Raw genomic sequence first — 22886 nt, forward strand, 5'->3', positions numbered from 1 at the left:
CTGGGTACCACGCACAAGAACAGGGGCACCTTGTCGGCGCCCCTGTTCTCTACTTCTGGCTTGGGTGCCTCTCGAAGAAGTCGAAGCGCGGCGGTAGCTCGGGCAACGCGTGCTCGGCGGGCTTCTCGCCGAGCGCCTCTGCCAGCTGCGCGGGGGTCTCGAACGCGTGGTCCCACGAGAAGAACGCGTCTGCCGAGAAGCCCAGGTGCTCGCAGATCTTCTCGCAGCCAGCCGGCACCGCAGGGTGCATGAGCAGGGTCACCGTGCGTAGCGCGGCAAAGGCGTTTGCCAGCGCGTGCTCGTAGGCGGCATCGTCACCCTTGGCGGCCTTGGACTCGTCGCCCCAGCGGCGGTTGGCGTCACGGCAGAAGCCCTCGGCGACAGCGAGCGCACCGTGGGCGTCGAAGGCGTGGGCGCGGCGCTCGTAGGCAAGCGCCGCCTCTCGGCAGGCATCAAGGACATCAGCGTCTGCCTCGACTGTGGGCAGGTGTCCTCCACAGACGTTCTGCGCGCCGTAGATGCAGCTTCTGGCCAGGCGGTTGAAGATGTTGGTGAGGAAGGCGCTCTCCTTGAGGGCGGGGTCGACCACGCGCGGGTCGTCCTTCACCAGGACCTCCTCACCCGTTTCCTTGTCCTTGTGGCTCACGGAGGTGTCATAGGGCTTGGGCGAGAAGCTCACGGCCTTCTGGTCGAGGCCAAGGCTTAGCCAGTGGCAGCGCAGCTGCTCGGCGGTGTAGTGGTCGAGGAGCTCGGCGGCCATGGGCGGGCGGATCTTGCCAGAGCTCGAGGCCTTCTTGTTCATGAACAGGATGTGGTAGTTGGCCACGGGAATGTCCTGCGTGAGGCCCCAGTCAAGCGCGTCCCACAGCGCGGGCTGCGCCACACAGTAGAAGTAGATGTTGTCCTGGCCAATGAACTGGTACACCTTGGCGTTGTCTGCGCACCACCAGTCGTGCCAGTCGTCAGACGAGAAGCGCGTGCCGCCATTCTCCTCGTCCAGCGCAAGCGCGGTCTGCGTGAAGCTGATGGGTGCCCAGAGGCTCTCGGGCCAGCACCATACGGTGAGCCCGCTCGTGTCCTCAAGCTCCGGCGCGGGCACGCCCCACCCGATGTTGCCGGTGATGCGGAAGGGCAGAAGCGTCTTGCCGGTGCGGAAGCGCACGCCAGCCGTCTCAAGAACGTTGCGGGCCCCATCACGGTCGCGCCAGTTGGCAAACTCTACGGAGAAGGATTGCTGGCCCCTCTCGGCCTCGTGGAGCTTGTGGGCGGGGAGCCTGTCCTCCACAGCGTTGAAGCCCTCACGGAACTTTTCCTGGATGTAGACGACGGGCGGCACGAGAGACTCGCGTACTGTCTTGGTCACGATGGGCCTCACCTGCGGGTCCACGTCCCATTCGTCCATGAGCTCCTTGAGCTGCGACTCAAACGCCGGCAGGTCAAAGTACCAGTTGTCAACAGGGCGCAGCTCAGGCGTGGTGCCGGTGAGTGCCGAGACGGGATTGATGAGCTCCTCGGGGTCAAACTGGTGGCCCATGTCGCACTCGTCGGCGTAGGCCTTCTCAGACTTGCAGCCACGTACGGGGCAGCGGCCTATGACCTGGCGTCCGTTCAAGAACTGGCCGACCTTGACATCGTAGAACTGACGGGTGCCCATCTTGTGCAGAAGGCCGCGGCCATGGAGGCGGCGCAGGACCTCGGTGGTGAAGCGGGCGTGGAAGTCGCGTGCCGGCTCAAGGCCAGAGCCTGCGAAGAGGTCGAGCGAGATTCCGTAGGCGTCAAGCGCCTCCTTCTGGGCGTCGTGGTTGGCCTGGACGTAGTCGGTGATGGTGCCCTGGTAGCCTTCCTGCTCCACCTTCTTGCGGTAGCCCTCCATGATGGGCGAGCCGTAGCAGTCCGTGCCCGAGACAAAGATTACGTTCTTGCTCCCGATGCGGTCGCGAAGGAATCGCGCGAAGAAGTCCGCGGGCACAAAGACACCGCCGATGTGGCCAAAGTGCAGGTTCTTGTTGCCATACGGCATGCCCCCGGTGATGACGGCGCGGGCGGGGAAGCTTGGGCGCTCGACGGTTGGGGCGTTCTGGGAATTGTGTGCCATGTGGGACGTGCTTCCTCTTGGTCGTGTGTGGTGCAGGTGATGCCCGTCGTCATGCCGTGCATGCCGCAGGCCACGTGATTATCCCACAACGGACGTATGCACGCGTGGTCTGGAACGGCATTGGTTGGGTACGTTGGAGGGTATGCGGGTGCGATTCTGGCGCTCGTCGCATCCTGGGTGCATCGAAGGGGGCAGCATGTCCATCGATAAGGTCATTGTCGCGGAGCCTCTGCTCTGGGGCGGCAAGGGCTTTGACATGTTTGGCCCGTGGCACCTGCTCTGGCTTGTCATCTGCGCAACGGTCATTGGGCTTCTCGTGCACGGGTATCGCAGCCTTCCCGCAGACGGTTCGTGGCATGGAGGGAGGCGCCGGCTCGTCCTCATCACCGCCATCGTTCCCAATGCGCTGCTGCTCTTGGGAGACATTCTCAAGGTGCAGACCGGGACCTTCTCGCCTGACTGGTGGCCGCTTCACGTGTGCAACATCGTCGAGTACATCTGTCTGTGGCATGCGCTTGCGCCATCGCGCGTGACCCGCGAGCTGCTGCTCTGCTTTGGGCTTACGGGTGGGCTGTGCGCCATGCTGTTTCCGGGATGGACGTACTGTCCGCCGTATACCCTGCCCTGCATCAGCGGCTTCATGGAGCATGCATTCTCATTCGCCGTGTCGCTCATGGCGCTCGACGACCCACGCGAGGCTCCCCGGTGGCGTGATGCCTGGACATCTCTGGTGGCCTCTGTGGTCTACCTGGTGTCTTTCCGTTGGTTCAACGGCGTGTTCGATACGAACTTCGGCTTCGTGACCAGTCCCGCTGCAGGCTCGCCGCTCGAGTGGTGGGAAAGCGCCTTGGGCAATCCCGGCTACCTCGTCCCATACATGGCCGCGTTTGTCGTTACCGTGGTGCTACTCCATGCCTGGCAGGGCGCCCGCCGCCGTGCCCTTGGGGTGTCACCGAGGAGAGGCGCCTCGTGAGGGGCGTAGGGACTCTCGACATCCTGGGCGACACGCCGCTTGCTCGCCACATGCTGTATCTCTCGGCGGCACTTCTCGCCGCGGGCTTTGTGGGCGTCATCTTCATGCTTGTGGCCTGGGGCTGGGGCGTGGGCATTGACGCGTGGCTGGTGGTCTATGCGGTGGCAACGCTCGTCGCGCTGCCCGTTCACGAGCTGGTACACGCGGCTACGTTCCTGCTGCTCGGGCGTGGACGGGTGCACATTGGCTTTGGCTTTACGGGCGGGATGCTCTACACCAGGGCCGAGGGCGCCCCTCTTGCACGGAGTCGCTTCGTGGCGGTGCTTCTGGCGCCATCCGTGGTGGTGACGGCAGCGTTGGCCGTGGTGGGCAGCCTTGTCGCCGGGCCAGCGCTTGCCTGGGCGCTCGCGTGGACGCACCTCTCGGGGTGCGCCGGTGACCTGGCCATGGTTGCGGGGATTCTCCGCACGCCCGGCTGCACACACGTGCGCGATACGGACGCGGGCGTGGAGCTGCTTGCCGCCGATCCTGGCGATGCCTTGCGCTAGAGTGTCTGTGGTCCACGCATCCCCTATAGTCTCTTTGCGTGCTTCTCATGCAGGAATTGCTTTGGCTGCAGTATCTTATGCAGGCAAGGCTGGCGACAAGGACACGGGTAACCGCATGATCAAAGCTAACTTCCACACGCACACGACGCTCTGCGACGGGAGAAACACACCGCAGGAGATGGCGCAGGCGGCATTTGGCGCGGGCCTTTTCGCCCTTGGGTTCTCTGGCCACATGGACCATGACGTCCATATGGATTGGGATGCCTACCTAGCTGCGATTCGAGGGCTTCAGGAAGAGTACCGCGGGCGCATGGACATCCTTCTCGGCGTGGAGCTGGACGCCCTGTACGACCCCTCGTGCTGCCCCGGGGCAGAGTTCAGGATTGGCTCGACGCACTTCGTGGACGTCGATGTGCCATGCAACACGTCGGTCGATTGGTCGCCCGAGAAGCTCGAGGCCCTTTGCCAGGAGGCGTTTGGCGGCAACTGGGCAGCGCTTGTCCGCGCCTATTACGAGCTCGAGGCCACAACCTACGATCGCACGGAGTGCACCTTCGTGGGCCACTTCGATCTGGTGAGCAAGTTCAACGAGGGCGGCAAGTACTTTGACGAGACGTCTGAGGAGTACCTCTCGCCTGCGCTTGAGGCCATGGAATACCTGGTGGGGGAAGGCGTGCCCTTCGAAGTCAACTGTGGCGCCCTGGCACGCGGGCTTAGGAGCCAGCCCTACCCCAGGCGCGAGCTTTTGAGTGCGCTGCACAAGATGGGAGGCCGCATCCTCGTGAACTCCGATGCCCACAGCACAGGCCTTCTCTGCGGCTGCCTGGACGAGGGCGCATGCTTTGCGGCGTCGTGTGGGTTCACGTCAGCGCTTGTCTTGGGACATGACGAGCGTGGCGAGGTCGTTATGCGGGAGGCGCCGCTCGGGGGATAGCGGGGCTGGCGGGCGCAGGCCTCATCGCTCCTCGAGCGTCCCGGGGGGTAACATCGTGCTGCGTGACCCTGCTGACATAAACAAGCGTGTGCCTGCACATTCTCGGGCAGATTGCGTGCTTGAGGAGGACGCTGCCGGTCGCATCCGCCTGCTCTCCGCGCTATCATGATGGCCGCAGACAGCGGTGCCAAGAAGAGTGGCGTCACGTCAGGGGCAGAACACGGAGGTGCTTGTGAACACGGAAGAGACGCGTGACGTTCGTACGCCGCTCTTCCTGCACGCGTGCTGCGGCCCCTGCTCGATAGAGCCTGTGGAGCTCCTGCGTCGCGAGGGCTTCGAGCCCACAATCTGCTGGACCAACCCAAACATCCAGCCCGTGGCCGAGCATGACCGCCGACTTGCCACACTGCGCGCCTGGGCGCGTGACGTTGCGCATGTCGGCGTTGTTGTTGCCGCAGACAACCGTGCCGCGTGGGAGGCGGGTGTCGCCCCGCACGGCTTCGACCGCGCCGCCCGCTGCCGCGCCTGCTACGCCCTGCGCCTGGCCGAGGCCTGCCGCACCGCGCGCAACCTTGGCTTTACTTACGTCTCCACCACGCTTGCTGTCTCGCCGTACCAGCTCTTCGAGACCTGCGGAGACGCGCTTGCCAAAATCGCTGCCGCCTACGGCCTCACGCCGGTCTGGCGCGACTTTAGGCCCTACTACCCCCAGGCCACGCGAACCTCTCGTGACCTAGGCATGTATCGCCAGAACTACTGTGGCTGCCGCTTCTCGGCCGCAGAGGCCGCCATCGAGCGCCACGAGGCTCGCGACCGTTGCAAGGCCGAGCGCGATGCCGCCCGGGCCGCTGCCTGCGCTGGCTGCGAACTTCCCGCCGCGCGCTAGAATGGGCAGCCGGCGCACAACGCGCCGCACGTCACCTTACCACAGCAGCCTTAGGGCACGAGGAGAGCCACACACATGCGCACCGACGACTTTGACTACCCGCTACCAGACGGGCTCATCGCACAGGCACCGGCAGACCCTCGCGACTCCTGCCGCCTCCTCGTGCTCAACCGCGAGGACGGCTCTCTCGAGCATCGCCGCTTCACCGACGTGATTGACTACCTCGATCCGGGTGACCTTCTCGTTGCCAACAAGACACGCGTCATGCCGGCCCGTCTTGTGGGGCACAAGCGTGGTACCGGTGGCGTTGCCGAGACGCTTTTGCTCAAGCGCCGAGAAGACCTGGACCCCTTGGGACACGTGTGGGAGTGCCTCGTGAACCCCGGCAAGCGCCTCCGTCAGCCCGGGACCATCATCGAGTACCGCGCGGGCGGCTTGCATGCGCCCCTCTCCGCCGGGGTCGTGCTTACGGGAGAGATCGCCGACTTTCTCGAGGGCAACCGTGGCGGGCGCCTGGTTCGCTTCGAGCCGCAGGGCGGCCGTACGCTGGACGCTGCCATCCACGAGGCGGGGCACGTGCCGCTCCCGCCCTACATCACGAGCTACGAGGGGGATCCCGAGAAGTACCAGACCGTCTACGCCATGCACGAGGAGCACTCCGCGGCGGCGCCTACGGCAGGCCTCCACTTCACGCCTGAGCTCATCAAGAGGATCGAGGACAAGGGCGTGGGCTGGAAGACGGTAGAGCTCGAGGTGGGAATCGACACCTTCCGCCTGGTGACCGAGGACGACCCCACCAAGCACGTGATGCACACCGAGCGCTACCACGTCCCGCAGGACGTGGTCGACGCCGTGCGCGCGACAAAGGCCGCTGGGCATCGCGTGGTTGCCGTTGGCACCACGGCCGTGCGCTCGCTCGAAAGCGCCTGGGACCCCGAGGCGCCTGCGTCGAGGCCCGCCGTCACGGCTCGTCGCTTCGAGGACGCACCCGATTCCGCGTCCGCCATGGGCTGCGGTGACATCGTCGAGCGCCGCGATGCAACCACGAGCCTCTACCTCATGCCGGGTTCCACCTACCACGTGGTGGACGCCCTTATCACCAACTTCCACGTGCCCCGCTCAACGCTCATGATGCTTGTCTCGGCGCTTGCCACGCGCGAGCAGATCATGGCTGCCTACCAGGCAGCCATTGACGAGAGGTACCGATTCCTCTCGTTTGGCGACGCCATGCTCATCAGGTAGGGCGCCGGATTTGCGAACACGCGACACGGCGTGGCCGCCGGCGCCGCTACTGCCCAGCGAACATCGAGACGGCAAGAACCACCACGATCGCCACGATGACGAGAAGTATCGCCATGACGGCAATGCGCACGGTGCGGGTGCGCTGGCGCAGGTCGCGCTCGGCATGGCCCAGTTTCTCCACCTGCGCGCGCTTGGTCGCAAGCTCCCGCTCCCGCTCCGCTATCGAGCCGCGCAGCTGCTCGGTTGCCTGCGGCGTGTCGTGGATGCTTCTTGCCTCGGCGAGAAGGTCGCTTGCCTTGGTGGCATCCGTCCGGGCGCTGTCGCGCAGGCGGTTCGAGCGCTCGATTTCTGCCTTGTGGCGCTCGATGTCGTCGGAGACCTTCTTCTGCCGCGCGTCCGCCTTGGCGCAGAGGTCGTCGTACTCGTCCCTGCGCTCCTTGGCCTCTGCCTGTATGGACTCGGACTCGCGCTGGGCGGTCTCGAGGGACTGCTTCTGGGTCCAGAGGTGTGTCTGGGCATTATCGACCGAGGACTGTGCCTCTGAGGTTGACCTGGTCACGGCCGACTCGGCGGCGCTTACGTGCGAGACCTCGGCCGCAAGCTCCTGGCGCACCTGCGCGATTGCGTCGCTCTTGGCGGACGGATCGCCGAGCAGCTTGTCCAGCTCGCCTTGGACCTTGCGCTGGCGCTCCTTCGAGTTGTCGAGTGTGCGGTTTGCCGACGCTATGGCCTGCTCGCGGCGGTCTGTCGCATCCTTCACCTGGCCCTCTGCCGTGCGCACCGCGCGCTTCGCTTCGGCAACCGTGCGCGTGGCGTCGTCCGCGCGACCCTTTGCCGACTCGGCGAGCTGCCTGTAGGGGCGTAGTGCCTGCTCGTCGTCGGCACGCATCTTAGTGAGCTGGGCCTCGAGGTCTTGCAGCTCATGCGAGAGCTGAGCGGAGCGGCGCACTGCGTCGGCTGCGTGCTTCTGGGCATCGGCGAGCGCTGCGGACTGCGTGGCCACAATGCTGTCATAACCACTCTCGATGCCCTCGCGGTGCTTGAGTGCCGCACGCCGTGCCTCGAGGTCCTTCTCTATGGATTCCTGCTGTGCTTTTGCGGAGGAGTATTGGCGTGACGCATCCCGTACGTCGCGAAGGGCCGTGAAGCCCGCGGCAATGCCCCTACCGGCTCCGCGTACAGCTCCGGCAGCGGCACTTGCCGCTCCGCGTGTGGCACCTGCTGCAGCTCCGGCAGCCGTGTTCGCGGTGCCCGCCGCCTTGCCCTTCTCGACAGTGCCCTGCTCGTCTGTCTTGTCTTTGCCCCAAGCCATGAAGGCTCCTCTCGAAGGCGCACCTTGACGTTGCGCGCTATCTGCTGTGGATGCGATGGCGCTGTGGCCTTGCGGGCCACGCGCCTCTCCATTTTGCCGCAAGAGTCCGCACGTGGTGCCAATCGAGTCGCTTCAGAAGAGTTTGTTCGTCGGCTGTCCATTAAGTGTGTAAACTATACGGACGTTTGGTACGATATAGGCAATTCGGGGAATCACTCCCCGAGCTTAGTCAGGGAGTCTAGAAGGGGAGTTCTACTATGGTTTCCAAGCAGACTACGATCATCAACGCTACCGGTCTCCACGCCCGTCCCGCATCCGTCTTTGTGACCGAGGCCAAGAAGTACCAGTCCAACGTCACCATCAAGAATGTCGACAAGGACACCGCTCCCGTCAACGCTAAGTCCATCATGATGATTCTTGCTGCCGGTCTTGGCACTGGCACCAAGATCGAGATCTCTTGCGACGGCTCCGACGAGCAGGAGGCCCTCGACGCTCTCATCGCCCTCGTCGACTCCGGCTTTGGCGAGTAGGCGCACATAAATACGCATGTGTGAGCAGGCGGTCCGGGTCTCCCGGGCCGTTTTTCATGAGGTGAGGGGGGCACGGCCGTTTGCGGTCGTGGCAACCGCACTGGCCTGGCGTCCGAAGGCCGAGAAGCCCGAGTCTCGCGAGAGGAGCAAAAGACATGGAGCCCGAGTGGTTCTCCTACGACATCGTCGCCGAGGATTCCGCTACGCATGCGCGCACGGGCGTCCTGCACACCCCGCACGGTGACGTGCCCACGCCCATCTTCATGCCCGTGGGCACAAAGGGTACGGTGAAGGGGGTTCTCGCCCCGCAGCTTTCCGAGCTGGGGGCAAAGATCGTCCTTGCCAATACCTACCACCTCGCCATGCGTCCTGGCGCCGACCTTGTCGCCGAAATGGGCGGCCTTCACGCCTTTACGCGCTGGGAGGGCCCCATCCTCACGGATTCCGGTGGCTTCCAGGTCTTTAGCCACGAGGAGTTCTGCAAGCTCTCCGCGGACGGCGTGCGTTTTCGCGCGGTTGACTACGACGGGCGCTGGTTTATGTGGACGCCCGAGGAGAACATGGACATCGCCCAGAAGCTGGGTGCTGACATCGTGATGCAGCTCGACCAGTGCGTGGGCTATCCCGCGCCGCGTTCAAAGGTCGAGCGCGCGGTTGAGCTCTCTGCGATGTGGGCCGAGCGTTGCTGGAAGGCGCATACTCGCTCTGACCAGGCTCTCTTTGGCATCGTACAGGGTGGCATGGACCTCGCGCTGCGTCGGCGCTCGCTTGAGCACCTGCTTGACGTGGGAGACTTCCCGGGCTTTGGCATCGGCGGCTACTCGGTGGGAGAGGACCACGAGACCATGTTCGAGAGTCTCGAGCCGCTGGCCTCGCAGTATATGCCGCGCGAGAAGCCCCGTTACCTCATGGGCGTGGGCAATCCCACCACACTCGTTCGCGGCGTGGCGTGCGGCGTCGACATGTTCGACTGCGTGCTTCCCACCAGAACCGCCCGTATGGGAACAGCCTTCTCGAGTGAGGGGAGGCTCAACTTGCGCCACGCACGCTTCGCCCACGATGCCGGGCGGATCGACCCCGCCTGCACCTGCCCTGTTTGCCAAGGCGGATATTCTCGCGCCTATCTGCATCACCTGGTGCGTCAGAAGGAGATGGCCGGCTCGATTCTGCTGTCGCTGCACAACCTGCACTTCCTGCTCGACCTTATGCGTCGAGCGCGCGAGTCGATCGTTGCGGGTACGTACGGCGAGTTTGTCTCACGCTGGATGGACTCGCCGGCAGCGAGCGACTGGTAGGGGGCGGCAGGCATGCGGGCGGCTGGCGAGAAATCCCGCTCGTGCGTACGCACCATCCGCATCCATTGACAGGACCTTCTCGCCCAACTGGGGAAACGCTGGCATGCCGTCAGAAAATGGGGTTGGTGCGCACGCACCTTGGCTCATTTCTGCCCGAAAGGCCCCTCAGCGGGGCCGTTTTGTCAGAAAACCCGAGTGGTGCGCACGCACAACGCAGGATTTCTGACAAGGGCGTCTTGCGACCGGACGGCATGCCGTGATTTCTCGCCGGTTAGACCTCTCTAAGCGTTCGTCTTTTCCAAGACCGTTACCCATTCTGCGGATCATGCCCGCCCATGAATCCGGCGCGCGCCTGAATGTGCCAAATGATGTCATGTCGATCGTGAGCCCGGCATGCAGGCCCCATGCCGTCCCCGCCCGGGCCCCCGCAGCGGCAACCATCGGCAAACCTCTATAATGGCCTTCGGAAAAGAAAACAACCACAGTCGGGCGTCTCCCTCGCCTGGACGGCATGTCTGCCGCAAAACGGAAGGTTTGCACATGACCCAGAAGCAAGACCACGAGGCTCCTAAAACGGGCCTCGGCCGGTGGAACGCTACCGAGTCGAAGCCGCGTGGCTCAAAGGGTGCCCGCGCTGCTCGTCCCGGTCGCACCAAGCGACGTCGCATGAATCCCACCGTGCGTCACTACGTGTCAACGCTCGTGGTGACGGTCGCCGTCTGCGTGGCGTGCATCTTCTGCTTCACGCCGCTCAGCGAGCGCATCACCACTGGCCTTGACATCCAGGGCGGCGTCTCGGTAATCCTCACCGCGTCGAAGCAGGACGGCTCCACGCCCACCGTAGACGAGATGAACACCGCCAAGACTATCGTCGAGAAGCGCGTGAACACGCTTGGTGCCTCCGAGGCAACGGTGCAGATCCAGGGGAGCAACTCGATTCTGGTCCAGATTCCCGGTGCCACGGACGCCGACTCCGCAGTCCAGACCATCGGACAGACCGGACACCTCGAGTTTGTCCGCCTCGATGACATCGGCGACGCCGATGCGCTCGCAAAGATCGAGGCCGGTGCCTCCAACGCGACGCTGGAGCAGGGTACCTACACTGCCTTTCTCGACGGCTCCTACATCGAGTCCACCTCCGTCGCGCAGTCCTCGACCTCCGTTGGCACCTACGCCGTGAACATCACGTTCAATTCCGAGGGCGCCGACATCTTCGGCCAGGTCACCAAGGAGCTTGCCCCCACCAATGGCCAGATCTGCATCGTCCTCGACGGTGTCGTGCAGTCTGCGCCTGCCGTCCAGGAGGAGATTTCGGGCGGCAAGGTTTCCATCACAGGCAACTTTACCAGTGCCGAGGCCCAGGAGCTCAAGACCGTGCTCGACTCTGGCTCGCTGCCTGTTACCCTTAACTACTCCGAGAGCCGTGTGGTCGGTCCCACGCTTGGTCAGGACTCGCTCAACCAGGGCATTCTCGCCCTGGTCATTGGTGTGGCCTTTGTTATCGTCTACCTGTTTGTCTTCTATCGTGGCCTGGGCTTGCTCACGCTTGGGTCCCTTGCGGTATTCGCAGTCCTTTACCTGGGACTTCTCGCCATTCTTTCTCACTACGGCATGTTCTCGCTGTCGCTTCCTGGCCTTGCGGGCATGGTCCTCACCACGGGTTCGGCCGCAGACTCCTCGATTCTGGTGCTCGAGCGCTTCCGCGAGGAGGTCCGCATGGGCCGCACCGTCAAGAACGCCTCGGTCTCGGGCGCGCGCCACGGCATCATGACCTCGCTCGACGCTGACATCGTGACGCTCGTCACCGCACTTGCCCTCTTCTTTGTGGGGGCCGGTACCGTCAAGGGCTTTGGTCTCACGCTGGCGCTCGGCGTTGCCTGCGACATCGTGACCATGTTCGGCTTTAAGGCGCCCGCGCTGAGGCTCCTTGCCACCCATGCGATTCCCTCTCACCCAGGCTTCTGGGGCGTTGACCAGGACATTGCCGAGGCAGAGCGCAAGTCCCAGGAGGCCCAGAAGGCAAGAGGTGCCAAGGCGCCCTCCTCGTCCGCGAAGGGGGGTGAGGCTCGTGCGTAGCCACTTCTCCCACGAGATTTCGTTCATCGGTCACCGCAGGCAGTTCCTCACGCTCTCGTGCGTCCTTGTGATCCTCTCGGTTGTGGGCCTTGTCGCGCGCGGCTTGGTCTTTGGCATCGAGTTCACAGGCGGCACCGAGATAGACTTCTACGAGACGAACACCATCACCATCGAGCAGATGCGTGGCGCCCTCGAGTCAGCAGGGGAGGGCGCGGCCACCGTCCAGACAACCGCCACGCAGGGCGAGGCGGGCTTCCTCGTGCGTTCCGACACCACCGACCCCACCACCGCCAATGCGCACGCGCAGGCGGCGGCCGAGTCGCTCGGCCTCACGACCGATAACTACACCGTGACAACTATCGGCCCCGACTGGGGCGCCGACACCACGCGCTCCTCGCTCATGGCCTTTGGCGTGGCAATCCTTCTCATCATCGCCTACGTCTCGTTCCGCTACGAGTTCAAGATGTCCATCACGGCCGTCATCGCGCTCCTGCATGACCTCATCATCACGCTGGGCGTCTACGCATGGTTCCAGATTGACATCTCGCCCAACGTGATTGCGGCCCTGCTCACCATCATGGGCTACTCGCTCTACGACACCGTGGTCGAGTTCAACCGCATGAACGAGAACGCCAAGCAGCTCCGTGATGGCGTGCATCACACCTACTATGAGATTTGCAACTACTCGATCAACGAGGTCATCATCCGTACGATCAACACCACGGTCGTGACGCTCGTGCCGGTCATCTGCATGCTGGCCATCGGTGGGGCGACGCTCAAGGACTTCGCCTTCGCCATCCTGGTCGGCGAGATTCTGGGCACCTATTCCAGCTTCGCCGTGGCGTCGCCGCTCCTGGCCATCTGGAAGACGCGCGAGCCCAAGTGGGCCAAGCTCGAGGCCAAGTACGGCAACGTCGAGGCGGCCTCGGCTGCGCCTGCCACGGGTAATCATGCCGAGAAGAACGAGCCCAGGGAGAGCTAGGGTGCCCGGGCTTCTCGATAGCCGCCGTTGGGACGTCCTTGACGCGGACCCCCGCGCCGAGGCGTCCCTTGCCGATGCGCTGGGCGTTTCCCGCCTGGTGGCCCGGGTCCTCGTGGCCCGCGGCATCACCGGCGTCGAGGAGGCCCGCGCCTTCCTCACCCCCTCGCTGGATCGCGACTGGGCAGACCCGCTGCTCATTCCTGGCATGCCGGAGGCCGCAGATCGTGTTGAGCGTGCCGTGCGGACAGGGGAGGGCATCGCCGTCTTTGGCGACTTCGACGTCGACGGCATGAGCTCTACCTGCATCCTCGCACTTGGCCTGCGTAAGCTGGGCGGGCATGCCCGTGCCTACATCCCGCACCGCTTTGGCGAGGGCTACGGCCTTACGAGGGCCGCGCTCAACCGTGTGCTGGCAGACGGCAAGCCTGACCTCATCGTGACCGTCGACAACGGCATTGCTGCCCAGCACGAGGTTGATTGGCTGCTCGAGCAGGGGGTGGACGTCGTGGTGACCGACCACCACGAGCCCGCGGATCTGGTACCCCAGGGCGTTCCCGTGACGGATCCAAAGCTCGCGGCCGACGGCCCCTCTCGCGACCTTGCTGGCGCAGGCGTGTCGCTCAAGCTCCTGGCTGTGTTGGGCGAGCGTCTTGGCAAGCCCAACGTCTGGCGCTCCTACACCGACGTTGCCGCCCTGGGCACCCTCTCGGACATGATGCAGCTCTCGCGCGAGAACCGCGCCCTGGTCGCCGATGGCGTAGGGCGGCTGAGAAGAACCTCTCGTCCCGGCCTTGTGGCCCTTGCGGCCTGTGCCGGTCAGGACATATCCGAGGCCACCGCGGACTCGCTGCCCTTCTCGATCATCCCGCGCCTCAACGCCGCCGGTCGCATGGGCACCACTGACATCGCCATCGACCTGCTCATGACCAACGATCCCGCCCAGGCGCCAGTCCTTGCGGGGCAGCTCGAGGACATCAATAGGCAGCGCCGCGATATCGAGTCGGCCCTCACCGAGGAGGCGCTCGCGAAGGTCGCGGCCACATGGCGCGGCGGGCGCGTCATCGTTGTCGACGGCGAGGGCTGGCACGAGGGCGTCAAGGGCATCGTGGCAAGCCGCATCGTGAATCGCTACCACGTGCCTGCCATTCTCTTCACCATCCAGGATGGGATTGCACGCGGGTCTGGCCGCTCGGTTGGCTCGGTCGATCTGTTCCGCGCCGTCGAGCAGTGCTCCGACATGCTCGTCCGCTTTGGCGGGCATGCGGGTGCTGTGGGAGTGACCTGCGAGGCGTCGCGCCTCGACGAGTTCCGCGGTCGTCTGGAGGCCGTGCTCGACGCACTGCCTGCCGAGCAGTTTGAATCGCGCGGCGAGGTCGCCGCGGTCGTGCGCCTCTCCGAGCTCACCATCTCCTCCATTGCGTCGCTCGAGACGCTGCAGCCCTTTGGACAGGGCAACAAAAGGCCCCTCCTCGCCGTGCGTGGCGTCACCATGAGAAATCGCTCTCGTGTTGGTGCCGATGGTGCCCACCTGCGCTTTATTGCCACAGACGGCACCTCCTCGGTGCCCGCCATCATGTTTCGCGTGCCAGACTGCTCGCGCGCCTGCGCTACGGACAGCGTGGTCGACCTGGTCTTTGAGGCCGTGGACGAGACCTGGCAGGGGCATACGAAGCCAAAGCTCATGGTCAAGGACATCCTCTACCGCGACGGCGAGGATGAGGCGCCCGCCGGTCCGGGCTTCGTGGACGGTCTCTTCGCGCGCGAGGAGGGCGAGAAGGACGTGGTCGCGGGCCCCGCGGCACTCAGCGCGCCCGGAGAGCCCGCTGTGCCAGCACCCGAGGTTTTGCCCCAGGACTACGACGCCCTTACGAACAGCCTGGTGCGTGCCCTCATCGGAGAGAAGGCGCTGCTGCCTGCGCAGCGCGAGGCGCTCTCGCGCCTTGCCAACGGCCGCTCGACGCTCTGTGTGATGGCAACGGGTCGCGGCAAATCGCTCGTCTTCCACGTCCATGCGGCTCGCACCGCCCTTTCGCGGCATCGTGCGAGTATCTTCGTGTATCCGCTGCGTGCCCTTGTCGCAGACCAGGCGCACCACCTCTCCGACGAGCTTGCGCCTCTTGGTGTGGGCGTGGCTGTGCTCACGGGCGAGACGTCCGTCGAGGAGCGCGCCCGCGTCTATGCGGGCCTGGCCTCCGGCCTGGTTGACATCGTTCTCACCACACCTGAGTACCTGGCCCTCCACGCCGATGACCTTGCGCGCTCCGGCCGCGTGGGCTTTCTCGTGGTCGATGAGGCGCACCACAGCTCGCCCTCTGGCTCTGCCTCGCGCGACGCCTACCGCGACCTGCCTCGCGTTCGCGCTCTTCTCGGCGAGCCCGTCGTTTTGGCCGTCACGGCCACGGCCTCGGCTGAGGTGGCTCGCGACATCTGCGACCTCTGCGGCATTGCCGCCCAGGACGCGATTGTAGACCCTGCTGTACGTGACAACCTCAGCCTCGACGACTGCCGCGACCTGCGCGACCGCGACGCGGCGCTCGTCTCGATTGTGGCCGAGGGCGAGAAATGCATCGCCTACGTGAACTCCCGCGCCCGCTCGGTGACGCTTGCGCGCCTGCTTCGCCACCAGGTGCCAGAGCTTGCACCCCGGGTCGCCTTCTACAACGCGGGGCTCCCGCGTGCCGACCGCATGCGCGTCGAGCGGGCGTTCCGTATGGGCGAGCTTTCGTGCATCGTCTCCACCAGCGCCTTTGGTGAGGGAGTGAACATCCCCGACGTGCGCAGCGTCGTGCTCTACGACATGCCGCTGGGACGCGTCGAGTTCAACCAGATGAGCGGGCGGGCCGGTCGCGACGGAGGCGATGCCCGCGTGCACCTGCTCTTCGGCCGGCGCGACCTTGCCTCCACGCAGCGCATCCTGAGCCAGGTGGCACCCACGCGAGACGAGCTCGTCGCGCTCTACTGCGCACTGCGGGGCGTCTCCCGGAGCGCCGCTCAGGTGGGGAAGGCGTCATTCTCGGCGTGTGACTCCCAACTCGCGGCCATGGCCACGGTGAGGGGCCGTCCGCTTTCGGAAGCTACGGTCACCTGCGGTATACAGGTCTTCGAAGAGCTGGGACTTCTTTCGCTTGTGGGCTTTGGAGACGCACGTCTCATTACCATGACGGAGAGTCCCGCGCGCGTCAATCTTGAGGCCTCTGCCCGCTACCTCGAGGGCATTCGCGAGCGTCAGGCGTGCGGCGAGTTTGGCGAATGGGTACTCTCATGTACTGAGGAAGAGTTGCTCTCTGCGATTAACAGGCCCATTGCGCCAAACTTTGGCGTGTGTGTGGGCGAGTAGGAGGAGGGGCCATGGGCGATGACGGCATGATGGCCGAGAAGGCCCAGGATGCATTGGCTGCGGCGTCTGTGGGGGGAGCTGCCGTACCGGCTCCCGTCGATGGGGCGACTGCGGCCCCGGCCGCCCCGCTCGCATCGGCGACCGCGGCCGCGACCCCCATGCCCGCCAAGAAGCCGACCGTTCCCGATGCGGCAAACTTCCGCGTCCTCGAGGAGGCTGCGCGCTCCTACCTCAACGACAAGGAGTGGGCAAAGATCGACCGCGCCTACCACTTTGCGGCCAACTACCACCGCGATCAGCGCCGGCGTTCGGGTGAGCCCTACATCAACCACCCTGTCGAGGTGGCCCTCATCCTCTGCAAGGACCTCCACATGGACGAGGACACCATCTGCGCCGCGCTTCTGCACGACACGGTAGAGGATACGCCCGCCACGCTCTCGCAGATCTCGTCGCTCTTTGGCGAGACGACGGCCGAGCTGGTGGATGGCGTCACCAAGCTCACGTCCATCAAGGTCACCTCGATGGACGAGAAGCAGGCCCTCAACCTGCGCAAGATGTTTCTCGCCATGTCCAAGGACATCCGCGTGGTCATTATCAAGCTGGCCGACCGCCTGCACAACATGCGCACCCTGGCGGCGCTGCCTCCTGATCGCCGCCTCTTCAAGGCGCGCGAGACCATGGACGTGTACGCGCCTCTCGCCGATCGCCTTGGCATCTCCTCCATCAAGTGGGAGCTTGAGGACTTGGCCTTCTTCTGGCTCGAGCCCAAGGAGTACCAGCGCGTGGCCCGTATGGTCCAGGACTCGCGCGCACAGCGCGAGGACGACACCGAGGCAGCCATCAAGACCCTGGATGACGAGCTCAAGCGCGTGGGCCTCAAGAACTACCAGATTACCGGTCGCCCCAAGCACCTCTGGTCCATCTACCAGAAGATGACCCGCAAGGGCCGGGACTTCTCGGACATCTACGACCTTATCGCCCTGCGTATCATCACGCAGACGGTGGGGGATTGCTACTCGGCGCTGGGGGCTGTCCACACGCTCTGGCACCCCATGCCCGGGCGCTTCAAGGACTACATCGCCACACCCAAGGCAAACCTCTACCAGTCGCTCCATACCACCGTAGTGGGGCCGGACGGCAAACCCATAGAGATCCAGATTCGCACGGTCGAGATGCACGAGGCCTCTGAGTACGGCGTTGCCGCCCACTGGCTCTACAAGAAGGCGGGCAACTCCCGGGGCAAGATGTCGGCCGAGGACCGCTCAATCGACTCCACAATCAACTGGATTCGCAAGAGCCTCGATTGGGCCGTCGAGGATGACATCGACGACCCCCACGAATTCCTGAACAGCCTCCGCGTGGACCTCTTCGAGCACGAGATTTTTGTCTTCACGCCAAAGGGCGAGGTCATGAGCCTGCGCCGTGACTCGACGCCGCTTGACTTTGCCTACGCCGTCCACACCGAGGTGGGCAACCACTGCGTGGGCGCCAAAGTCAACGGGTCGGTGGTCCCACTCACCTACAAGCTCAATATGGGTGACCGCGTGGAAGTCCTCACCAACAAGAACGCCAAGCCCAGCCGCGACTGGATGAACATCGTGGTCACGCCCTCGGCGCGCGCCAAGATTCGCAAGTACTTCTCGGTGGAGACGCGCGCGGACGACGCCGAGCAGGGCAGGAGCGACCTTGCCCACGAGCTGCGCCGCCGTGGCTATGGCATCTCGACGCAGCGTACCGTGAAGGCAATCGAGCGCGTGTACCCACAGTTTGACTATCGCTCCGCTGACGACCTGTTTGCCGGCATCGGTACGGGCAAGGTCTCGTCCAAGCAGGTTGCCAACCGTATCGAGGAGGTCCTTGAGGAGGGCTCGCCCGAGCAACTCGAGGCTGCACGCAAGGAGGCGGAGCGCCAGGCCAGGGTCGAGCAGGCCATCAAGGAAAACAAGCCCCTCATGCAGTCCTACGCCATCACGCAGACCGCGAGGGGAGCGAGGCGTCGTAGCAACTGCGGCGTGGTCGTGAAGGGCGATGCGGACCTTCTCGTGCACCTCGCGCACTGCTGCAACCCCGTGGCCGGTGACGATATCGTGGGTTTCATCACGCGCGGCCGCGGCGTTTCGGTGCATCGCGCCAACTGCCCCAACGTGCACGACCTCATGAACCACCCCGAGCGCATGATCCCTGTCGAGTGGGACACTTCGGGTGCCACGGAGTTCCGAGTCGAGATTGTGGTCGAGGCTACGGACCGCATGGGGCTTCTCAAGGACGTCACCATCGCGATTGGCGACGCGGGCGGGAACATCCTCTCCGCTGCGACGCAGACGGGCAAGCGGGGCATCGCGCGCCTGCGCTTTATCGTGGCCATCTCGGACGCAAGCCTTCTGGACGCACTGCTCGCCAGCGTTTCTCGCGTGCCTTCCGTTTACGATGCACGGCGCATCATGCCCGGTGAGGGTGCCAGCCAGATGAAGAGAAGGGTGTAGTTCCAGCATGACGGGCTACTTCCGCGATGCGGGTTCATTTGAAGTTTCTTCCGGCGGTGACGTGGTGCGCGTCTTTGTCGTTGGGCCCATCCAGACCAACTGCTACGCTTACGTCTCTGCCGGCGAGGCCCTAATCGTCGATCCCGGTGCGGCAGGCGTGCGGGTGGCTGCGGCGCTTTCTGGCGAGAAGGTCGTCTGCGTGGTGGGGACCCACGGCCACGGAGACCATGTGGGTGGCGTAGCAGCGCTTGTCTCGGAAACAGGTGCGCCCTTCGAGCTTGCGGCACCGGACGTCGAGATGGCCGAGCACGCCAGCAACCCACGCCATTCCGGCTCGGGAGTCTCCTACGACAACGATGCCCCCGCACCTTCTCGGCTGCTTGTCGAGGGCGACGTAGTCAAGGTGGGTACGGCGCAGTTCCGCGTGATGGAGACGCCTGGTCACACGCCAGGTGGCATCTGCCTGGTGGGGGAGGGCACGGCCGACGGCATCGCCTTCGTGGGCGATACGCTCTTTCCGGGATCCTGCGGGCGCACCGACCTCGATGGTGGTGACCCAGACGCCATGCGCCAATCGCTCTCGCGCATGGGCCGCGAGATCGCTCCAAAGACGGTCTTGCTCTGCGGGCACGGCCCTGCGACCACGATGGCCGAGGAGCTTGAGAACAACCCCTTCGTGCAGTGAGGTATTTGCTGGCGCATCTGGTATAGTTCTCAGGTGCGCATGGCGCGCCCGAGTGGCGGAATGGCAGACGCGGAGGTCTCAAAAACCTCTGAGGGAAACCTCGTGTGGGTTCGACCCCCACCTCGGGCACCAGTTATCCTGGCGTTTCTCGGTAGCATGTTGTCTCGATGGAGACGTGCGTCTCGAAAGAGGGTCGTTGCGCTAGCTGGTTGGCTGGGGTACTATCATCCATGCGTGAACATGCGAAGCGGGGCATACTGTCCCCACCTGAACGGCGCCCACGCGGCAGCTGTCTGGTCAGACAAAGAGTTCTCACCACCCAGGCATGGGTGGCCCTTGTCTCCCGACGGCTGTGTGTCATCGGGAGTTGTTTTTTGTTCGCGGCGCCAGGCGCCGCAGAGAGAGGAAGGTGTAGAGAGATAGCCAGAAACGATGGTCCTCGCGTCAACGGGGAAATCACCTCACGCACGTGCCGCCTCATCGGTGTCGATGGCTCGCAGCTGGGCCTGTTTGGCGTGCGTGACGCCTTGCGCATCGCGCAGGAGCAGGGGCTTGACCTCGTGGAGATCGCGCCCAACGCGAACCCTCCGGTATGCAAGGTGCTCGACTACAGCAAGTACAAGTACGAGCAGGATCGTAAGGCCAAGATGGCGCGCAAGAACCAGGCGCGCATCGAGGTCAAAGAGATGAAGTTCCGCCCCAAGATCGACGTGGGTGATTACGAGACCAAGAAGGCCCACGTGATGCGCTTCCTCAAGAAGGGCGCAAAGGTCAAGATCACAATCATGTTCCGCGGTCGTGAGATGGTCCACCCCGAGCAGGGACGCATCGTGCTCGACCGTCTTGCCGAGGACCTCAAGCCTTGGGCCACCGTCGAGCAGCAGCCCCTCATGGAGGGCCGCAACATGCACATGCTCATTGCCCCCATCAAGGGTGCGTTCGATGTGACGCCCCAGGGCGGCGAAGACACTAGTGAGAAGAAGGAGAAGTAACATGCCCAAGATGAAGACGCACAAGGGTACCGCAAAGCGCTTCCGTCGCACTGGTACCGGCAAGATTATGCGTGCCAAGGCCTTCAAGAGCCACATCCTGTCCAAGAAGTCCCAGAAGCGCATTCGCAACTTCCGCAAAGAGGCGGTGCTCGCTCCCAGCGACGTCAAGGTTGTCTCCCAGCGCATGGGTTCCAAGTAGGCGCTTCGCGCGTCCCGATTTTCCCTCAACGAGGAGTTGATTAGATATGTCCCGAGTCAAGCGCGCAGTCGCTGGCCGCAAGAAGCGTCAGACCCTGGTCGAGCGTACCAAGGGTTATTACGGAACTTCCTCTCGTACCTTCCGCGGCATGAAGGAGCAGGCTCAGCACTCTGGCCAGTATCAGTATCGTGATCGCCGCAACAAGAAGCGCGACTTCCGCAGCCTGTGGATTCAGCGTATCAACGCTGCTGCCCGCATGAACGACCTTTCCTACAGCACCTTCATGCATGGCCTCAAGCTTGCCGGCGTCGAGCTGGACCGCAAGGTTCTCGCCGAGATTGCCTACGGCGACGAGGAGGCATTCGCTGACCTCGCCGGCGTTGCCAAGAAGGCCCTCGCTGACGCAGAGTAGCCCTACGGCATGCACTAGCACTAACTCTTTGGTTTGACTGATAGCGGCAGCGGGCTTGTCCCGGTGCCGCTTTTTGAGACAAGGGGATAGCCCCCTTGTCTCATCTCATTGGTTGCGCGATGCCACTTTGCACAAAAGTGCTCTATCGCGGGGAAATTGGTGACTCGTTGCACAAAAGCGGGCTATCGCGGGGCGTTTTTGGTGCCGCGTCATCAAATTATTAACTACGTTTACAGTAAAGTGCATAAAGTTAGACATGTATTCGAAACTATGCATTCAATATTGCATATTTGATATCAGAGTGAGAAAATCACCCAGCGATAGCCCGCTTTTGTGCACAAGACTCCCAAAACCCCATCGATAGAGCCCTTTTGTGCATTGTGAGACAAGGGTGTGGGACGAGGGAGCTGCCCCCTTGCCTCTTGTCTCATTCTGTTAGCCTTGGCGACCGTTGCCCTTGCTGTCGGAATGGACGCCGAGAAGCTCTTCGCGTCCTCCTTCGTGGCGTTCACGCGCCCTTGCAGATTCTTCCGCAAAGGCCGGGTCATCCGGTCCTACCAGCTCGTCATCACCGGTGTGCGAATCTTTATGGTGGCGCAGTACGGGCTCAAAGAGATGCAGGTGGCTGGCGAACGCCCCGGAAATCACGAGTAACAACAGGAAAATGCAGATGCGTGGCACCGTAGTCACCTGCGTCATGACCAGCGCACCCGCACAGAGAAGCGCCGTCCACGCGTACACCACGAGCACAGCTTGGCGTTGGTCAAAGCCCTCGGCCAGAAGGCGATGGTGGATGTGTCCACGATCCGCTCGACCGACGCTCACGTGAGCCCTGGTGCGGCGAACGATTGCGGAGAACGTGTCGATGATGGGGATGCCCGCGATAACAAGGGGCACGATGATTGTGGTAAGGCCAGCAATTCTTGTCACCGAGAGAAGCGAGATCGTCCCTAGTGCAAAACCCAAGGTAAGTGAGCCGGAATCACCCAGAAAGATACTTGCTGGGTGGAAGTTGTAGTGGAGAAAACCAAGCGTCGAACCAGCAATTGCACAGGCAAGCGCAGCAGCGTCGAGACGCCCCGCCCAGATCGAGAGTACAAACATCGTCACAGAGGCAATGCACGAGATGCCCGAGGCAAGTCCGTCCAACCCGTCGATGAGGTTGATGATATTCGCGTAAGCAACCAGATAGATGATGGTTGCGGGGTAGGTGAGCCAACCAAGCTCGATGAACTCCCCGGGTTCAAAGGGGTTTGCAATCACGCCGATAACTAGACCGCCCAAAGCAGCAACGGTGGCGGCAAGCACCTGCCCGGCGAGCTTCGCCTTGGGGGAGAGAGAGTATTTGTCGTCGAGAAGTCCGGTTGTGAAGATGATGACAAATGCTAGGACGAGCATCCAGTAGTTCACCGAGAGTCGCGGTGAGGGGACGAGAACAACCGGCCAGTCAAAGTAGGTGGTGCCAATGTACTGGACTGTGAAAGCGGCAACGATTCCTGCAAAGATTGCGATACCGCCCATGCGGGGGATAGGCGTCTTGTTCACGCGGCGCTTGCTGGGATAGTCGATGGCGCCAATCCTAACGGCAATCTTTCTAGCAAGGGGCGTGACTGCAAGCGCGCTAGCGAGAGAGGCGGCAAACAAGCAGAGAAATGATAGCCAGTACCTGGGCACCGTCCGACACCTCTCCCTTCTCGCTACCTTCCCTCGCCAGACATCATACACAGAAACGTTCGAAAACATGCCCTTAGGCAGCTATGGGTGAAATGGGCGAAGGGATGGAACGGTTGTTTACTTGGACTTTATTCGGACCCCTCTTGAATGCTGCGCAAAAAAGCCCCAATACATCCATTGTGTATGCACCGCTCGCCGTGTCAAGACTGGTATCCAGATGCCCATTCGCCT

Annotated in this window: 18 protein-coding genes and 1 tRNA gene; 16 read left to right on the forward strand and 3 right to left on the reverse strand. The window is 63.6% G+C overall.

Features of this window, described 5'->3' with window-relative positions; all coding sequences use genetic code 11:
• Positions 1-49: 49 nt before the first annotated feature.
• Complete coding sequence (locus ACO59D_RS07575) at positions 50-2095, reverse strand: class I tRNA ligase family protein (protein WP_485126472.1); 2046 nt, start codon at positions 2093-2095, stop codon at positions 50-52.
• 196 nt (positions 2096-2291) lie between these two features.
• Here ACO59D_RS07575 and ACO59D_RS07580 point away from each other — a divergent pair, with 196 nt between their 5' ends.
• The 5 genes from ACO59D_RS07580 (at position 2292) to queA (ending at position 6678) form a co-directional block, all read left to right on the forward strand.
• Positions 2292-3068 carry a YwaF family protein gene (locus ACO59D_RS07580; protein WP_485126473.1) on the forward strand — a complete coding sequence of 259 codons (777 nt, stop codon included), beginning with the start codon at positions 2292-2294 and terminating at the stop codon, positions 3066-3068.
• Positions 3065-3616 (forward strand): DUF3267 domain-containing protein, encoded by a 552-nt coding sequence (locus ACO59D_RS07585; protein WP_485126474.1) that lies wholly within the window; start codon positions 3065-3067, stop codon positions 3614-3616. The genes ACO59D_RS07580 and ACO59D_RS07585 overlap by 4 nt, the downstream gene beginning before the upstream one ends.
• 115 nt (positions 3617-3731) lie before the next feature.
• Positions 3732-4550 carry a PHP domain-containing protein gene (locus ACO59D_RS07590; protein WP_485126475.1) on the forward strand — a complete coding sequence of 273 codons (819 nt, stop codon included), beginning with the start codon at positions 3732-3734 and terminating at the stop codon, positions 4548-4550.
• A 232-nt stretch (positions 4551-4782) separates the two neighbouring features.
• A complete protein-coding gene (locus tag ACO59D_RS07595) occupies positions 4783-5436 on the forward strand; it encodes an epoxyqueuosine reductase QueH (RefSeq protein ID WP_485126476.1) in 654 nt (217 codons plus the stop codon).
• A gap of 75 nt (positions 5437-5511) precedes the next feature.
• Positions 5512-6678, forward strand: coding sequence for a tRNA preQ1(34) S-adenosylmethionine ribosyltransferase-isomerase QueA (gene queA, locus ACO59D_RS07600; protein ID WP_485126477.1), 1167 nt, complete (start codon positions 5512-5514; stop codon positions 6676-6678).
• A gap of 46 nt (positions 6679-6724) precedes the next feature.
• On the opposite strand, the gene ACO59D_RS07605 is transcribed toward queA, so the two are convergent.
• On the reverse strand, positions 6725-7990 hold the full coding sequence (locus tag ACO59D_RS07605) for a hypothetical protein (RefSeq protein WP_485126478.1): 1266 nt from the start codon (positions 7988-7990) through the stop codon (positions 6725-6727).
• 257 nt (positions 7991-8247) lie between these two features.
• Here ACO59D_RS07605 and ACO59D_RS07610 point away from each other — a divergent pair, with 257 nt between their 5' ends.
• From ACO59D_RS07610 to rplT, 11 genes are all read left to right on the forward strand, one after another.
• Entirely contained in the window at positions 8248-8520 is a 273-nt protein-coding gene (locus ACO59D_RS07610; protein WP_130811909.1) for an HPr family phosphocarrier protein, read from the forward strand.
• A 155-nt stretch (positions 8521-8675) separates the two neighbouring features.
• Entirely contained in the window at positions 8676-9815 is a 1140-nt protein-coding gene (gene tgt, locus ACO59D_RS07615) for a tRNA guanosine(34) transglycosylase Tgt (protein ID WP_485126479.1), read from the forward strand.
• A gap of 540 nt (positions 9816-10355) precedes the next feature.
• On the forward strand, positions 10356-11891 hold the full coding sequence (gene secD, locus ACO59D_RS07620) for a protein translocase subunit SecD (RefSeq protein ID WP_485126480.1): 1536 nt from the start codon (positions 10356-10358) through the stop codon (positions 11889-11891).
• A complete protein-coding gene (gene secF, locus ACO59D_RS07625; RefSeq protein ID WP_130811912.1) occupies positions 11884-12873 on the forward strand; it encodes a protein translocase subunit SecF in 990 nt (329 codons plus the stop codon). The genes secD and secF overlap by 8 nt, the downstream gene beginning before the upstream one ends.
• Position 12874: 1 nt before the next feature.
• On the forward strand, positions 12875-16210 hold the full coding sequence (recJ, locus tag ACO59D_RS07630) for a single-stranded-DNA-specific exonuclease RecJ (protein ID WP_485126481.1): 3336 nt from the start codon (positions 12875-12877) through the stop codon (positions 16208-16210).
• Positions 16211-16368: 158 nt separating this feature from the next.
• Positions 16369-18693: a RelA/SpoT family protein gene (locus tag ACO59D_RS07635; RefSeq protein WP_485126494.1), complete on the forward strand. Its 2325-nt coding sequence runs from the start codon at positions 16369-16371 to the stop codon at positions 18691-18693.
• A gap of 7 nt (positions 18694-18700) precedes the next feature.
• A complete protein-coding gene (locus ACO59D_RS07640) occupies positions 18701-19378 on the forward strand; it encodes an MBL fold metallo-hydrolase (protein ID WP_485126482.1) in 678 nt (225 codons plus the stop codon).
• A gap of 46 nt (positions 19379-19424) precedes the next feature.
• Positions 19425-19510: transfer RNA gene (locus tag ACO59D_RS07645), tRNA-Leu, on the forward strand.
• A gap of 242 nt (positions 19511-19752) precedes the next feature.
• A complete protein-coding gene (gene infC, locus ACO59D_RS07650) occupies positions 19753-20370 on the forward strand; it encodes a translation initiation factor IF-3 (protein ID WP_485126483.1) in 618 nt (205 codons plus the stop codon).
• Between the two features lies 1 nt (position 20371).
• Entirely contained in the window at positions 20372-20569 is a 198-nt protein-coding gene (rpmI, locus tag ACO59D_RS07655; RefSeq protein WP_130811916.1) for a 50S ribosomal protein L35, read from the forward strand.
• Positions 20570-20615: 46 nt separating this feature from the next.
• Complete coding sequence (rplT, locus tag ACO59D_RS07660; protein WP_130811917.1) at positions 20616-20981, forward strand: 50S ribosomal protein L20; 366 nt, start codon at positions 20616-20618, stop codon at positions 20979-20981.
• Positions 20982-21416: 435 nt separating this feature from the next.
• Here the strand turns inward: rplT and ACO59D_RS07665 are convergent, their stop codons facing one another.
• Complete coding sequence (locus tag ACO59D_RS07665) at positions 21417-22655, reverse strand: glycosyltransferase family 4 protein (RefSeq protein WP_485126484.1); 1239 nt, start codon at positions 22653-22655, stop codon at positions 21417-21419.
• Positions 22656-22886: the final 231 nt, after the last annotated feature.

The sequence above is a fragment of the Tractidigestivibacter sp. genome (assembly GCF_057241865.1).

Coding starts and splice junctions, on each gene's coding strand:
- tgt (WP_485126479.1), top strand. CDS start 8,676: ATGGAGCCCGAGTGGTTCTCCTACGACATCGTCGCCGAGGATTCCGCT.
- ACO59D_RS07590 (WP_485126475.1), top strand. CDS start 3,732: ATGATCAAAGCTAACTTCCACACGCACACGACGCTCTGCGACGGGAGA.
- secD (WP_485126480.1), top strand. CDS start 10,356: ATGACCCAGAAGCAAGACCACGAGGCTCCTAAAACGGGCCTCGGCCGG.
- rpmI (WP_130811916.1), top strand. CDS start 20,372: ATGCCCAAGATGAAGACGCACAAGGGTACCGCAAAGCGCTTCCGTCGC.
- ACO59D_RS07605 (WP_485126478.1), bottom strand. CDS start 7,990: ATGGCTTGGGGCAAAGACAAGACAGACGAGCAGGGCACTGTCGAGAAG.
- ACO59D_RS07575 (WP_485126472.1), bottom strand. CDS start 2,095: ATGGCACACAATTCCCAGAACGCCCCAACCGTCGAGCGCCCAAGCTTC.
- ACO59D_RS07580 (WP_485126473.1), top strand. CDS start 2,292: ATGTCCATCGATAAGGTCATTGTCGCGGAGCCTCTGCTCTGGGGCGGC.
- rplT (WP_130811917.1), top strand. CDS start 20,616: ATGTCCCGAGTCAAGCGCGCAGTCGCTGGCCGCAAGAAGCGTCAGACC.
- ACO59D_RS07640 (WP_485126482.1), top strand. CDS start 18,701: ATGACGGGCTACTTCCGCGATGCGGGTTCATTTGAAGTTTCTTCCGGC.
- queA (WP_485126477.1), top strand. CDS start 5,512: ATGCGCACCGACGACTTTGACTACCCGCTACCAGACGGGCTCATCGCA.
- ACO59D_RS07610 (WP_130811909.1), top strand. CDS start 8,248: ATGGTTTCCAAGCAGACTACGATCATCAACGCTACCGGTCTCCACGCC.
- ACO59D_RS07635 (WP_485126494.1), top strand. CDS start 16,369: ATGCCCGCCAAGAAGCCGACCGTTCCCGATGCGGCAAACTTCCGCGTC.